Consider the following 14,258-nt stretch of genomic DNA (forward strand, 5'->3'; position numbering starts at 1 on the left):
TCAAAAAGACAATAAATACATATAGATATGAAAAATGCGATCAACAAAAACATTCACATGAAAAATATTGAGATTTATAAACACATTTTGAAATACTTATTATGATTTAATTACATTTATTTCTGAACTAAAAAGAGATGTCCTGGAATAGTATCCATGCTGTAGTCACGGAGGGTGACTACATATATTCAAATCTATTATAGTTTAAGGGAATATATAATGAACAGAAAAGTATTGGCGATTTTAGTACCCGCTTTATTAATGGCTGGCGCGGCAAATGCGGCAGAGATCTACAGCAAGAACGGCAACAAGGTCGATCTGTACGGTAAAGTTGATGCGCGTCACACCTTCTCCGACAACCCGGGCGACGACGGCGATGAAACCTACGTTCAGGTTGGTTTCAAAGGCGAAAGCCAGATCACCAACGATCTGATCGGTTATGGCCAGTGGGAATACAAAACCTACGCAAACAATACTGAAAGCGCTGGCGACAAATCCTTCAACCGTCTGGCCTACGCTGGCCTGAAGCTTGCCGACTACGGATCATTTGACTACGGCCGTAACTACGGCGTGGTGTACGACGTTGAAGCGTGGACCGATATGCTGCCCGTGTTCGGCGGTGACTCTTACACCTGGACCGACAACTTCATGAACGGCCGCGCTAACGGCCTGGCAACCTACCGCAACACCGATTTCTTCGGCCTGGTTGACGGCCTGAACTTCGCGCTGCAGTACCAGGGCGCGAACGAAGGTGCTAACGCTAAAGAAAATCAGGAAGGCACCAAAAACGGTCACGACAACGTTCGCTTCCAGAACGGCGACGGCTACGGCATGTCCACCTCCTACGACTTCGCGGGCGATCTGTCCGGCCTGAGCCTGGGCGCGGCGTACTCTTCTTCTGACCGTACTAACGCACAGGTTGCTTACGGCAGAAGCTATGAAGGCTATGGCGTAGCCGCTGGCGATCGTGCAGAAGCCTGGACCGTTGGCGCGAAGTACGACGCGAACAACGTTTACCTGGCCATGATGTATGCGGAAACCCGCAACATGACGCCATTCGGCGACACCGGCATTGCTAACAAGACCCAGAACTTCGAAGCGGTTGCACAGTACCAGTTCGACTTCGGCCTGCGTCCTTCCCTGGCATGGGTTTACTCAAAAGGTAAAGACCTGAACGGTCAGGGCTACAGCCAGGATCTGGTTAACTACATCGACCTGGGCATGACCTACACCTTCAACAAGAACTTCTCCACCTACGTTGACTACAAAATCAACATGCTGGATTCTAATGACGAGCTGTATACCGACTTCGGCATCTCTACCGACGACATCGTTGGTATCGGTATGACCTACCAGTTCTAATTGGTAAAAATAGCAAAGGCCGCGATTGCGGCCTTTTTTTTGTGTCTTCACCACAGCGCTACGGCGCTTCCTGCAGCGCCACGCGAATAAACCCGTTATTCTGCGCCAGCAGCTCGTGCGCTTTCCACGCGTCCAGCCCGGTCAACACCATCAGCACCGCCGTTTTGCAGTTTTGGTTGCAGCTTTCCAGCGCCGCTTTCGCCACGGCGCGCGTACAGCCGCCCGCTTCCATCACGATGGCGATCTGGCGCTCCTGCCATTTGGTGCTGCTGGCGTCCAGGTCGACGCGCAGGTTGCTGTAGACCCGTCCGCTGCGCACTGCCAGCCCGGTCATGACCATATTCATGACCATTTTCTGCGCAACCCCCGCTTTCGGATGGCTATAGCCTGCGACGACTTCCGCCCCCAGCGCGGGCGCAATCACCATGCTTGCCAGCTGCGCGGCTTCGCTTTGCGCGTCCACGGTCACCACCGCGACGGATGCGCCTAACGACCACGCGTGGCGCATTGCTCCCCAGACCCACGGCGTTTTCCCGCTGACGGTCAGCGCCAGCATCATGTCATGCTCGCCGAACGCCATCGCCTGCAGGCAGGCCACGCCGCGCTCGTAGCTTCCGGCGTCGTCGCCCGCGCAAAGGGCGATAACGGGATGTTTGCCCGGCGCAAATTCGTCCGCCGCCTGCTGCGCTATGCGCCCGGAAGCGCCCGCCCCCACCAGCACCAGACGGCCGCCGTGGCTAAGCGTCGCCGCCGCGTTATCCACCACGCGGGCGAGGGTTGGTAAGAACGGAGTGAGAGATTCAGAGATAAGGGCATCGTCCTGGTGGATAACGTTCAGCATGTCCAGCGTGGACAATCTGTCGATATTTATCGTGCTGGCGTGCCGTCTTTCCTTGACCAAACCGGTAAGCATAGTGCTCATAAACAGCCTCCTTATTATGAGTTCCCACACACTATAAAGTGTTTTATATGGCTGACCTGCGAGGGGGCTCACGAAAAAGCGGCGCAACGGCCAGATTTACATGGCTTTAAGAAATGGCCGTCATCGGTAATAATTACCCCCTTTTCTTCTTCATCGCGGAGCGGTAATGAGCGATTTGCAGCCTTTCCCTGAGACGCGCAGGCGCCCCATGAAACTGTACACCCTGGTCACGCTGATGGTCTGCGCCATTATCGGCTCCGTGCTGCTGCTGGTCTTTGCGCTCTATTCCGTGCAAATCACCCACGCCACGCGGGATGACGTCAAGGACACCGCTCTCGGCATTGCCCGCACGCTGGCCGACAGCCCGGAGATCAAGCGCGGGCTGTTGCAGCCGCCGCAGGCGGATATCATTCAGCCCATCGCGCAGGCCGTTACAAAGCGCAACGGCCTCCTGTTTGCCGTCGTCACCGACATGCGCGGTATTCGCTATTCGCACCCCAACGAGGCGCTGCTGGGGCTGCATTTTATCGGCGACGACCTGCCCCCGGCGCTGGAAGGGAAAGAAAACGTGTCCGTTAACCGCGGCGTCCTCGACGAAGCGCTGCGCGTATTTACTCCCGTCTACGACGACCAGCACGACCAGATTGGCGTCGTGGTCGTGGGCATTTCGCTGAAAAAGGTCGAGGAGCAAATCACCCGCGGGCGGCTGAACGCCGTCTGGACCATCCTGTTCAGTATTCTGATGAGCTCGCTGGCGATCTGGGGCCTGGTGCGCATCCTGAAGCGTATCCTGTTCGGCCTGGAGCCATACGAAATCTCCGCGCTTTTTGAGCAGCGCCAGGCGATGCTGCAGTCGCTGCGTGAAGGCGTCGTGGCGGTGGATATTCAGGGTCGCGTGACGATGATCAACCACGCCGCGCGCGAAATACTGCTTCTGCCATCGGGTCAGCATGCGGACGGCAGCGGCAACCCGCCCCACGCGGCGCTGCTCGCCAGCCTGCGCGAGGTGTCACAAACCGGCATCGCGCGTAAAGATCAGGAGATCGGCTGCAACGGGCGTCTGCTACTCTGCAATATGGTGCCCGTTAAAAGTCAGAACCGGGTGATTGGCGCGATCAGCACCTTCCGCGATAAAACGGAAATCAGCCAGCTGATGCAGCGTCTGGACGGCATGGTGAACTATGTCGACGCCCTGCGCGCGCATACCCACGAGTTTATGAACAAGCTGCACGTAATCCTGGGCCTGCTGCACATTAAGCGCTACGACAAGCTGGAAGAGTATATTCTCCAGACGGCGCACATCTACCAGACGGACATCGGCACCGTTCAGCGCAAGATTAAATCGCCGGTGATTGCGGGCTTCCTGCTGGGGAAAATCAACCGGGCTAAAGAGGCGGGCATCACCCTGACGCTGGCGGACGAGTGCCACATCCCCGATACGGCCAGCGAAGAGCAGGTCGCCGTGCTGGTAACGGCGCTGGGGAACCTGATTGAAAACGCCCTCGACGCCATGGCCGATCAGGCCGAGGGCGAGATAACCCTGCTTTTGCACTATCAAAACGGCTGGCTTAGCTGTGAAGTCAGCGACGACGGTCCGGGCATCGATCCTGAGCATCTGGACGACGTCTTTATCCGGGGCTTCTCAACGAAAGGTGAAAACCGCGGCGTTGGGCTGTTCCTGGCGCGCCAGCAGATCCAGAACCTTGGCGGAGACATTATCGTCGAGTCTGAGCCTGGCGTATTTACCCAATTTTTTGTTCACATCCCCTGGGATAGCGAGAGGAATATCGCGTGATAAATGTATTAATTGTCGATGATGACGCCATGGTAGCCGACCTCAACCGTCTGTACGTTAACCGCGTTGAGGGTTTTAGCTGCTGCGGCGTCGCCTCCACGCTCGGCCAGGCGGAGGCCATCATTAATGATCCCGCTCAGCCCGTCGATCTGGTGCTGCTGGACGTCTATATGCAGCAGGATAACGGCCTCGATCTGCTGCCGGTGATTCGGGCGTCGGGCCGCCAGATCGACGTGATTATGATTTCAAGCGCCTCGGATGCCGCCACGATCCAGACCTCCATGCACTACGGCGTGGTGGATTATCTGATCAAGCCGTTCCAGTTCCCGCGCTTTGAAGAGGCGCTCAACGGCTGGAAGGCCAAGCGCAATCTGATGGGCTCGCACCAGTATTACGAGCAGGCCGACGTGGACAGGCTGCTGCACGGCGGCGCGCCGGAGCTGGCGGACAGCAAAAAGCTGCCAAAAGGATTGACCCCGCAAACCCTGCGCACCATCTGCCAGTGGATTGACGCGCACCCGGAGAGCGAGTTTTCTACCGACGATCTGGCAAACGCGGTCAACATTTCCCGCGTTTCCTGCCGCAAGTATCTGATCTGGCTGGCGCAGATTAATATCCTCTTCACCAGCATCCACTACGGCGCCACCGGGCGTCCCGTTTACCGCTACCGGCTCCAGCCGGAGCATACCGGCCTGCTCAAGCAGTACTGCCAGTAACCCTGTAGCCGTTGTCCAGCAGGGTAAAGCGGAAGTGGTGTTCTGAAGAGAGCACCACTTCTTTTGCTTTGGTGACAAAGATAGCCTCGATATCGGGCCGGGCGCGCAGCGCGGCGCAGCCCTTCTCCACGCCCATGCCGAACATCAGCGTGGTCCAGATATCGCCGTCGATAGAATCCGTCGAAATGAGGGTGACGCTGTCCAGCGCGTTGTCCAGCGGGTAGCCGGTGCGCGGGTCAAGAATGTGGTGATAGCGCCTGCCGTTCTGCTCGAAGTAGCGCTCGTAGGTGCCGGAGGTGACGACCGAGCGGTTTTCAACCGTCAGGGTGCCGATCAGCGCGTCACCGGCGAACGGCTTTTTCAGCCCGATGCTCCAGCCGCCGTCCGGCGATCCCAGCGTCTGAACGTTTCCGCCGAGGTTAATCAGGCCGAGATCTGCGCCTTCTTTTCGCAGGTAATCCCGCACCCTGTCGGCGATATAGCCTTTGGCAATCGCCCCCAGGTCAATCTCCATGCCGGGACGCGCTAAAAACACGCTGCTGCTGGCCTCGTCCAGCATCACCTCTTCAGGGCGCGTTATCGTGAGCAGCGCCGCAATCTCATCGGCGGGCGGCACGCTGTCGCCCTGAAAGCCGATCTTCCAGCGCTTCACCAGCGGGCCAATGGCCAGGTTAAACGCGCTGTCCTTTATCATGCTCGCCGCTTTGGCGCAGCGTATTAGCTCGAATACCGGACGGCTGACCGCCACGGCGTGCTTCCCGGCGGCGTGGTTAATATCCATCACCTGCGACTGGGCGCGGTTTACCGTAAGCAGGTCTTCGTAGCGTTTGATGAGGCGAAAAACGCGGGAGGCGAGCGCCTCGTCGTGGGAAAAGAGCTTAAGGAGAATGGGCGAGCCCATCAGGACGGTGGAGTAGCTGTAGACGCGGTTGTCATCAGACATGGCAGTTTCCTTAGCTGTAGCCCCGGCAGGCACCGCGCCGCCGGGGAAATTGCCGGATAACGCTGCGCTTATCCGGCCTACAAAACAGGTGCCTTAGCGTTTTTTCGAACGCATCGCCGCCTGATGTCCTGCAAGGGTACCAAATATAATGATATCTGCCACCGCGTTACCGCCAATGCGGTTGCCGCCGTGAATGCCGCCAACGACTTCACCGGCCGCGTAAGCGCCTGGCAGGACGTTGTGGTTGGCGTCCAGCACGCAGGTATCGGTGTTGATGGTCACGCCGCCCATGGTGTGGTGCACGCCCGGCGCAATCTGAATGGCGTAGAACGGCCCTTCGTTGATTGGCGCACGCAGCGCGGTGGTACGGCCAAAATCATCGTCGTGCTGTTTCTCAACGAAACCGTTGTAGCGCTCCAGCGTGGCGAGGAAGGCGTGGGGATCCATGCCGAGCGCTTCAGCGAGCGCCTTAGGCGAGCTGGCGCTGGTAACGAACCCTTTGGCGATATACTCATCCGCCGCTTTGTTTTTAGCGCGCACGTGCTCGTCGAACACGATGTAAGCGTATTTTTCCGGAAGGGCGATAATCTGCGCGGAGACTTTATCGCGGGTCGACATTTCGTTGTAGAAGCGCTCTCCTTTCTGATTGACCAGAATCGCCCCGCCGCCGCGGATGGATTCGGAAATCAGGTACGAGGTTTTCTGCTCCACGGTGGGGTGGATCTGAATTTCGCCCATATCCACGGTGCCCGCCCCGATGCGTTCCAGCAGCGCGATACCGCCGCCGGTCGCCCCTTTGTGGTTGGTGGTGACAAACCCCTCCAGGTCCGGACGGTATTTCACCACCATCTGGCTGTTGGCGCTGAAGCCGCCGGTCGCCACGATGACGCTTTTGGTCGCCACGGTCAGCGTTTCGTTCTCTTCGGTGGTCAGGCGCACGCCGGTGACTTCACCGTTTTCAAAGACAATCTCGCTGACGGAGGTATCCAGCATCACCTCGATATTGCGTTTGTTCACGTTCCGCACCAGGCCGCTGATCAGATAGCCGCCCACCGCGGAGCCGTCTTTTGGACGGTGGGTACGGTCGATGCTCATCCCGCCGGTGGTGGTGATGTCGTTAAGCATAATGCCGCGGGTTGCCAGCCACTCGATGGCCTGCGGCGCGTTTTCCACGAAGCGGCGCAGCAGTTCCGGGTTGTTCTTGTTTCCGCCGCCCTTCAGCGATTCCTGATAGAACAGCTCTTTGCTGTCCTGAATCCCCTTCACGCGCTGGAAGCGGGTTTCCGCCGCGTTCATCCCGGCGGAGGCTTTGATGGTGTTCCCGCCGATGGTCGGCATTTTTTCAACGATCAGCACGCTTGCGCCTTCGTCGTGCGCCTGAATCGCCGCCGCCAGACCGGCGCCGCCGCTGCCGACCACCACAACGTCAACGCGTTTGGTTTCGTTCGGATCGACACCCTCTTCCGCCGCCAGCGCCTTGCTGGACTTCAGCATCGCTTTCGACACCGCTTTTTTCACCGCTTCGCTCTGGCTGGTTGCGCCAGTGATAGCGTCCACGTGCGGCGTATTGGCGTCCAGAATGCGCGAGCGGATCTCTTCAAAGCTGGTGACGAACTCAACGTCATCGGACGGGCCGGAGGCCAGCTCGATATCGGCGATACGGTCGGTTTCGAGGCTGACGTTAACGATCAGCTCGTTGGCATCATCCTGGACTTTCTCAACGAACAGGCCCGGCTTGAATTTGGATTCGCCCATGCTCATGTCGCGGATCATCGCTTCAACCAGCGAGAAGCGCCACAGCGGCTCAGGAATGCTCAGCGCCTCGCGCTGAGTGCTGTCCATAAACAGCTCCAGCGTTTCGCCCGCGGCGATGCGGTCGGTCCAGTCAGGGTAGGCAATGGTCGCGCGGCCCACGGCCACCAGATCGTAACCGTGATCCAGCGCCTCATTGACGTCAGCGGCGTTCACCACGCCGCCCACGCCCATCACCGGCACCTGCGCCAGCGTGTCGGAGCGCATCGCGCAGTATTTTTCGATAAGCGGAGTGGGGTCCTGGGTATCGACAATGGAAGGACGCAGGGTTGCGCCTACCGAGAAGTGGAGATAGTCCACCCCGCGCGCCGCCAGTTTTTCCAGCAGGTACATGGTGTCGTCAAAGCGAATGCCGGGGACTTCCATCTCTTCCGGCGAGAAGCGGTAGCCGACAATGAAGGCATCGTCCGCGTACTGGCGCACCATTTTATGGGTGATATCCAGCACCGCCAGCGGGAATTTGGCGCGGTTGTCGCGGCTGCCGCCCCACTCGTCGTCGCGCTGGTTGGAATTGGGGGAATAGAACTGCTGAATCAGGTAGGTATTTGCCCCGTGGATTTCCACGCCGTCGAAACCTGCCTGGATCGCGCGGCGAACCGCCTCGCCAAACTTGCCGATCATACCTTCAACTTCTTCGCCGGTCAGGGCTACCGGGGTGGCGGCACCGTCGCGCGGCGCGGCAACGGCGCTTGGGCCAACCGGGGTACGGCCACCGATCAGTTTCGGGTCAACCATGCGGCCGCCGTGGTAGATCTGCAGCAGCGCTTTTGAACCTTTGGATTTGATCGCCTCGGCGATTTTCGCCAGCCCGGCGATTTTTTCGTCGCTATCGATGCCGATCGCGCCCGGGAAGGCCAGGCCAAGATCGTCAACGAAGCAGCACTCAACGATAATGGTGCCGATGGTACCCGCGCGTTCGCGATAGTATTCCACCAGCTCGCCGGTGACCGTACCGTCATAGTAGCCGGTGCAGGTGGTCATCGGTGCCATAAACAAACGATTTTTCAGCTCGGTGCCATTGGGTAAGGTAAATGGGCTTAACATGCGTTCGTTCGCGTTCATAATAAAACTCCAAACTTTAAAAATTAAGAATTCGTTATCAGGCTCGTTTTAGTTCGATATTTTTATGCTGATGTCATGTTATTAATATAACGCTTTCTTTAGTTACTAAAGAAATTACGTTAGTTAATAAACTAATTAATCCCTTCAGTAACATTAATAACACATTGGTGTTAGTCATCTAAATAAGTTAATTCACAACATTTTAAACAATGTTAACCAAACGCTAACGTCAAAATCGCTCTACAAAGCAATAAAAAACATGAAAAACAGAAGCATATACACAACACCACTTTCTCAATGTTACCAAAAAGATACACAAGGCTGACTTAATATGTCATTAACCACATAGCTCTGTAGGGTTATTTCATGGCGATGAAAAATACCTCTCCAATTCTCTTTTTTTGATCGCGATCAATTGTAATAGCATCCAAAGGCGCAATATATAAACATCATCTTTTTTTAATTTAACGCCGACAAAAAAGCGTTAATTCGTATTTATGGAAAATGTAGCGACGCGCTTTAATAACTAAAGAAAGAAAAGAAACTAAAAAAAGCGAGCGAGCATTTTTCAGAACAGCATTCTTAACAACTTAAGACGTGAAACTATGAATACAAAAACTGCTGTAACGCCTCCTGCGGCGAGTAAAGCATCTGACGGTAAAGCAAAACGTCTGGTGATGATGGCGCTGCCCATCGTCGTCGCCGTGCTGCTGCTGTTTGTACCGGTACCGGAAGGCCTGCCTCCTTATGCCTGGCACTACTTCGCGATCTTTGTCGGCGTGATCGTCGGCCTGATCTTCGAACCGCTGCCGGGTGCGGTGATTGGCCTGACCGGCGTGGTCGCCATCGCGCTGTTCAGCCAGTGGGTATTGTTCAGCCCCGAACAGCTGGCTGACCCAAAATTCAAGCTGGCGGGCGCCTCCTTTAAGTGGGCCGTAAGCGGCTTCGGCAACTCGACCGTATGGCTGATTTTCGGCGCGTTCATGTTCGCCGCGGGCTACGATAAAACCCGCTTCGGCCGTCGCCTGGCGCTGATTCTGGTGAAATACCTGGGCCGCCGCAGCCTGACGCTCGGCTATGCGATTACCTTCGCGGACCTGCTGCTCGCGCCGTTCACGCCGTCCAACACCGCGCGCAGCGGCGGGACAATCTACCCGATCATCGCTAACCTGCCGCCGCTGTACGGCTCAAAACCTAACGATCCGAGCGCGCGCCGCATGGGTTCTTATCTGATGTGGGTTGCCATTACCGCCGCCTGTATCACCAGCTCTATGTTCCTCTCCGCGCTTGCGCCGAACCTGCTGGCGCTGGCGCTGGTGAAAAGCATCGTCGGAATTAACATCTCCTGGGGCACCTGGTTCATCGCCTTCCTGCCGCTGGGCGTGCTGCTGATTCTGACCATGCCGCTGCTGGCCTACTGGTTCTACCCGCCTGAAGTGAAGGTGAACAACGAAGTCCCGCTGTGGGCAACCCGCGAGCTGGAAAAGCTGGGCAAGCTGTCCCGCAATGAGATCCTGCTGCTGGTGTTTGTCTGCTGTGCCCTGCTGATGTGGATCTTTGCTGCCGCGTGGATTGAACCGGCGATGGCCGCCCTGCTGATTGTCGGCCTGATGCTGTGGACCGGCGTGCTGGAGTGGAACGACATCACCGGCAACAAGGCCGCCTGGAACACCTTCGTGTGGTTCGCCACCCTGGTTGCGCTGGCGGATGGCCTCTCCTCTACCGGCTTTATCGGCTGGCTGGGTAAAGAAGGCGGCATGCTGATGAGCGGCATCTCTCCGGGCGTGGCGACCATCGTCCTGCTGCTGGCGTTCTACCTGCTGCACTATCTGTTTGCCAGCACCACCGCGCACACCACCGCGCTGCTGCCAGCGATGCTGACCATCGCCTCCACCATTCCGGGCATGAACATGGAAGTGTTCGTCCTGCTGATGGTGACGTCTCTGGGCATCATGGGGATTATCACCCCGTACGGCACCGGCCCAAGCCCGATTTACTACGGCAGCGGCTACCTGCCAACCAAAGACTACTGGCGCCTGGGCACTATCTTCGGTGCCATCTTCCTGGCGGCCCTGCTGCTGATTGGCTATCCGTGGATGTCCATGATGTTCTGATTCATAACCGTCGGTGGGCAACCTCCGGCGGTTTTATTTTTATGGAGTGAAGAGCTATGTCAAACAAACCCTTTGTCTACCAGAACCCCTTCCCGCTGTCTCACGACGACACCGAATACTACCTGCTGACCAAAGAGCACGTCTCCGTTGCCGAATTTGACGGTCAGGAGGTGCTGAAGGTTGAGCCAGAAGCGCTCACCCTGCTGGCCCAGCAGGCCTTCCACGACGCGGCGTTCATGCTGCGCCCTTCCCACCAGCGGCAGGTTGGCGCCATTCTTAACGACCCGGACGCCAGCGATAACGATAAATACGTTGCCCTGCAGTTCCTGCGCAACTCGGAGATCGCGGCAAAAGGCGTGCTGCCGACCTGTCAGGACACCGGCACGGCCATCATTATGGGCAAAAAGGGCCAGCGCGTCTGGACCGGCGGCGGTGACGAAGCGGCGCTGAGCCAGGGCGTGTATAACACCTATATTGAAGACAACCTGCGCTACTCCCAGAACGCCGCGCTGGATATGTATAAAGAGGTGAACACCGGCACCAACCTGCCGGCGCAGATCGATCTCTACAGCGTGGACGGCGACGAGTACAAATTCCTGTGCATGGCAAAAGGCGGCGGCTCCGCCAACAAAACCTACCTGTACCAGGAAACCAAGGCGCTGATCACCCCGGCGAAGCTGAAAAACTACCTGGTCGAGAAGATGCGCACGCTCGGCACCGCGGCCTGCCCGCCGTACCATATCGCGTTCGTCATTGGCGGTACGTCCGCAGAAGCCACGCTGAAAACCGTGAAGCTGGCCTCAACCCGCTATTACGACGCGCTGCCAACCGAGGGCAACGAGCACGGCCAGGCGTTCCGCGACATCCAGCTTGAGCAAGAGCTGCTGACCGAAGCGCAGAACCTCGGCCTCGGCGCGCAGTTCGGCGGCAAATACTTCGCCCACGACATTCGCGTGATCCGCCTGCCGCGCCACGGCGCGTCCTGCCCAATCGGCATGGGCGTCTCCTGCTCTGCTGACCGCAACATCAAGGCGAAAATCAACCGCGACGGCATCTGGATCGAGAAGCTGGAGCACAATCCGGGGCAGTATATTCCCGAGTCACTGCGCCAGCAGGGCGAAGGCGATGTAGTGAGCATTAACCTCGACAAGCCGATGCCCGACATCCTGGCACAGCTCTCTGCCCATCCGGTGTCAACCCGCCTGTCGCTGAGCGGCACCATCATCGTGGCGCGCGACATCGCCCACGCGAAGCTGAAAGAGCTGCTCGACAACGGTGAAGAACTGCCGCAGTACGTCAAAGATCATCCGATTTACTACGCGGGTCCGGCAAAAACGCCGGAAGGCTACGCGTCCGGCTCGCTTGGCCCAACCACCGCAGGCCGCATGGATTCGTACGTCGATCTGCTGCAGTCGCACGGTGCGAGCATGATCATGCTGGCGAAAGGCAACCGCAGCCAGCAGGTGACGGACGCCTGCCACAAGCACGGCGGTTTCTACCTCGGCAGCATCGGCGGCCCGGCAGCGGTGCTGGCGCAAAACAGCATTAAGAGCCTGGAGTGCGTGGCGTATCCTGAGCTGGGAATGGAAGCTATCTGGAAAATCGAAGTGGAGAACTTCCCGGCCTTTATCCTCGTGGATGACAAAGGCAACGACTTCTTCCAGCAGATCCAGAACACGCAGTGTAAAGGGTGTTCACAGCGCTGAGTAAACGATCGGGCAGACCGCGGTCTGCCCGGCTTTCGCTCTGCATTTACAACACAAAATCGTAGTGCGTGCCGTCCGGCAGCTCTACGTCAAGACGCAGTTTTCCCCCCGCCGCCTCCACGTAGCGCTTTAGCGTTGACAGTTTTACATCGCGCCCCGGTTTTTCCATGCTGGCAACGGTAGGCTGCCGGATACCCAGCGCCTGCGCCATTTCAACCTGCGTTTTCTGCACCTTCTCACGCAGCTCGGCAAGATGGATGTTGAGCAAAATATCGTTTGCCATTGCCCTGGCATCGGCCACAACGTCCGGTTTTTCATCCGCAAGAAGCTGTTCAAGCGTTCTGCCCATTGCGTTACTCCTTATTAGCCAGCCTGTCCAGGTAATCGGTAAATTCCCGGTCTGCAAGCGGAATCATCTGGTCATAGAAACGTTTTTCATGACCGACTTTGCTACCGGCGCAAAGCAAAATGCCGGTACGAAAGGGATCAAAGGCGAAAAAAGCCCGTATCGGGTCTCCCCGGCTCTGAACGCGTAATTCTTTCATATTGCCAAAGCGGGAACCTTTAACCGTATCCGCATAAGGCCGTCGCAGGCCCGGTCCCTTTTCGCGTAGCACCAGTAGCGATGCTAGTACACAGGCGCGATCGGCAGCACAAAGTGCGCTAAACCAGCTGTCAAAACAATCCGTCGTCTTAATTGCCCACACAGGGCCTCCTTATCAATATAGATCACAAGCTATATAGATGCAAATCGATAAAGGAGATACTGCTGTTTTCAAAGACCAAGTGCATGTGCGTTTGCCGGGAAAGGGAACGAGGCTTCAGGCCAATCGTTGAGGCCAGTGAAAACGTTGCACCGGGTTGCGGCGCAGTGCGCAAAAGCCTCCGTACAGTTAGTGCCCATCGCACTGCCAGAGCGTCGGCAATCGCGTCAGAAGATCGTGGATCACCGCCCGCTTGTCGCTGCCCGGCTTCCAGATGGTCACCATCGTCTGGCTGATCCCCTGATTGCCCACTTCGGCATTAAGCCTTTTAACCTTTTGCCAGCGCGCGGCGTTAAGGTGCGTTGGCAAAAACCCCCAGCCGCATCCCTGCTCCAGCAGCCCGCGCAGCATCTCCAGCTCGTTGGTAAATATCGTGTGCCCGGAGATTTGCAGCCGCCTGGCAACGGGCTCGTCGGAGGACGCATGCATGATGACCTGCGGAACCAGGGAGAGATCGAGCAGCGAAAGCGGCTCCGTCGCGGCTGAAAAAAGGGTTTCTGAGGCATAGAAATCCATATCAATGGCGCCCAGCGCCCGCCACTCCATTTCATTGCCCACGCTGCGGTTGCGCGCCTGGCAGATGCCTAAATCCGCACTGCCTTGCGCAAGCGCGCGCTCCGCCTCGTCGCGCGACGCACAGGTCAAACTCAGGCGGACGCTGCGCCTGGCCATGTCGGCAATCAGCGTCTGCAAAAACGCCCGTGGGGTAAAAGGATCGTAAACGAGGGAAATCTCCTGCGTCGCGCCGGAAGGCACCTCTCTGGCAAAGGCTTCAAACGCCCGCACCTGGCGCATCAGCAGATGAGCCTGACGCTGAAGCTGCTCCCCTTCAGGGGTGAGCCGCAGCGTGCGCCCTTCGCGCACGAACAGCGTATAGCCCAGCCCGTCCTCAAGAAAATCAATCAGATCGCGCAGCGTGGTGCGATCTTTCCCAAGCTTAACCGCCGCCTGGCTCAGGCTGCCCTGCTCGGCCACGGCGGTAAACGCCTCAAGCTGGGCAAAAGAATAAATTAGCGCCGCCACGTTACTCTCCGTTCGATATTTTGGGGGAATTTCCCCCAT

Annotated in this window: 11 protein-coding genes; 5 read left to right on the top strand and 6 right to left on the bottom strand. The window is 57.5% G+C overall.

The window, feature by feature from the left end:
- Positions 1 to 219 precede the first annotated feature (219 nt).
- A complete protein-coding gene (gene ompC, locus V1599_RS16185) occupies positions 220 to 1,362 on the top strand; it encodes a porin OmpC (protein ID WP_112010576.1) in 1,143 nt (380 codons plus the stop codon).
- Positions 1,363 to 1,420: 58 nt separating this feature from the next.
- On the opposite strand, the gene V1599_RS16190 is transcribed toward ompC, so the two are convergent.
- Entirely contained in the window at positions 1,421 to 2,284 is an 864-nt protein-coding gene (locus tag V1599_RS16190; RefSeq protein ID WP_395300419.1) for an N-acetylmuramic acid 6-phosphate etherase, read from the bottom strand.
- 166 nt (positions 2,285 to 2,450) lie between these two features.
- On the opposite strand from V1599_RS16190, the gene V1599_RS16195 reads away from it, so the two are divergent.
- Together V1599_RS16195 and dcuR are read left to right on the top strand one after the other, a co-directional pair.
- On the top strand, positions 2,451 to 4,079 hold the full coding sequence (locus V1599_RS16195; RefSeq protein WP_395300420.1) for a sensor histidine kinase: 1,629 nt from the start codon (positions 2,451 to 2,453) through the stop codon (positions 4,077 to 4,079).
- Positions 4,076 to 4,795 carry a two-component system response regulator DcuR gene (gene dcuR / locus V1599_RS16200; protein WP_112010573.1) on the top strand — a complete coding sequence of 240 codons (720 nt, stop codon included), beginning with the start codon at positions 4,076 to 4,078 and terminating at the stop codon, positions 4,793 to 4,795. Before V1599_RS16195 ends, dcuR begins: the two co-directional genes overlap by 4 nt.
- Here the strand turns inward: dcuR and V1599_RS16205 are convergent.
- Together V1599_RS16205 and V1599_RS16210 are read right to left on the bottom strand one after the other, a co-directional pair.
- A complete protein-coding gene (locus V1599_RS16205; protein WP_395300421.1) occupies positions 4,776 to 5,738 on the bottom strand; it encodes an FAD:protein FMN transferase in 963 nt (320 codons plus the stop codon). The two genes, dcuR and V1599_RS16205, sit on opposite strands and share 20 nt — an antisense overlap.
- Before the next feature lie 93 nt (positions 5,739 to 5,831).
- The gene (locus V1599_RS16210) at positions 5,832 to 8,612 is read right to left on the bottom strand and encodes a flavocytochrome c (RefSeq protein ID WP_395300422.1); all 2,781 of its coding nucleotides are present in this window, start codon (positions 8,610 to 8,612) and stop codon (positions 5,832 to 5,834) included.
- 605 nt (positions 8,613 to 9,217) lie between these two features.
- Between V1599_RS16210 and V1599_RS16215 the strand changes: the two genes are divergently transcribed.
- Both V1599_RS16215 and fumA read left to right on the top strand, forming a co-directional pair.
- Complete coding sequence (locus tag V1599_RS16215) at positions 9,218 to 10,726, top strand: anion permease (protein WP_112010570.1); 1,509 nt, start codon at positions 9,218 to 9,220, stop codon at positions 10,724 to 10,726.
- 56 nt (positions 10,727 to 10,782) lie between these two features.
- On the top strand, positions 10,783 to 12,432 hold the full coding sequence (gene fumA / locus V1599_RS16220; protein ID WP_395300423.1) for a class I fumarate hydratase FumA: 1,650 nt from the start codon (positions 10,783 to 10,785) through the stop codon (positions 12,430 to 12,432).
- Between the two features lie 46 nt (positions 12,433 to 12,478).
- Here the strand turns inward: fumA and V1599_RS16225 are convergent, their stop codons facing one another.
- From V1599_RS16225 to V1599_RS16235, 3 genes are all read right to left on the bottom strand, one after another.
- Positions 12,479 to 12,781, bottom strand: a complete 303-nt coding sequence (locus V1599_RS16225; protein ID WP_297121518.1) for a helix-turn-helix domain-containing protein — start codon at positions 12,779 to 12,781, stop codon at positions 12,479 to 12,481.
- Between the two features lie 4 nt (positions 12,782 to 12,785).
- Positions 12,786 to 13,139: a type II toxin-antitoxin system RelE/ParE family toxin gene (locus tag V1599_RS16230; protein WP_395300424.1), complete on the bottom strand. Its 354-nt coding sequence runs from the start codon at positions 13,137 to 13,139 to the stop codon at positions 12,786 to 12,788.
- A gap of 186 nt (positions 13,140 to 13,325) precedes the next feature.
- Positions 13,326 to 14,258, bottom strand: a complete 933-nt coding sequence (locus V1599_RS16235; RefSeq protein ID WP_112010566.1) for a LysR family transcriptional regulator — start codon at positions 14,256 to 14,258, stop codon at positions 13,326 to 13,328.

Origin of the sequence: Enterobacter sp. ECC-175 (assembly GCF_043968675.1) — a bacterium.
Classification (GTDB): Bacteria; Pseudomonadota; Gammaproteobacteria; order Enterobacterales; family Enterobacteriaceae; genus Enterobacter.

What these genes read in the sequence shown, in the direction of transcription:
- V1599_RS16235 (WP_112010566.1), bottom strand. Translation starts at nt 14,258, where the DNA reads ATGGGGGAAATTCCCCCAAAATATCGAACGGAGAGTAACGTGGCGGCG.
- V1599_RS16225 (WP_297121518.1), bottom strand. Translation starts at nt 12,781, where the DNA reads ATGGGCAGAACGCTTGAACAGCTTCTTGCGGATGAAAAACCGGACGTT.
- V1599_RS16210 (WP_395300422.1), bottom strand. Translation starts at nt 8,612, where the DNA reads ATGAACGCGAACGAACGCATGTTAAGCCCATTTACCTTACCCAATGGC.
- V1599_RS16205 (WP_395300421.1), bottom strand. Translation starts at nt 5,738, where the DNA reads ATGTCTGATGACAACCGCGTCTACAGCTACTCCACCGTCCTGATGGGC.
- ompC (WP_112010576.1), top strand. Translation starts at nt 220, where the DNA reads ATGAACAGAAAAGTATTGGCGATTTTAGTACCCGCTTTATTAATGGCT.
- V1599_RS16195 (WP_395300420.1), top strand. Translation starts at nt 2,451, where the DNA reads ATGAGCGATTTGCAGCCTTTCCCTGAGACGCGCAGGCGCCCCATGAAA.
- V1599_RS16190 (WP_395300419.1), bottom strand. Translation starts at nt 2,284, where the DNA reads ATGAGCACTATGCTTACCGGTTTGGTCAAGGAAAGACGGCACGCCAGC.
- V1599_RS16215 (WP_112010570.1), top strand. Translation starts at nt 9,218, where the DNA reads ATGAATACAAAAACTGCTGTAACGCCTCCTGCGGCGAGTAAAGCATCT.
- fumA (WP_395300423.1), top strand. Translation starts at nt 10,783, where the DNA reads ATGTCAAACAAACCCTTTGTCTACCAGAACCCCTTCCCGCTGTCTCAC.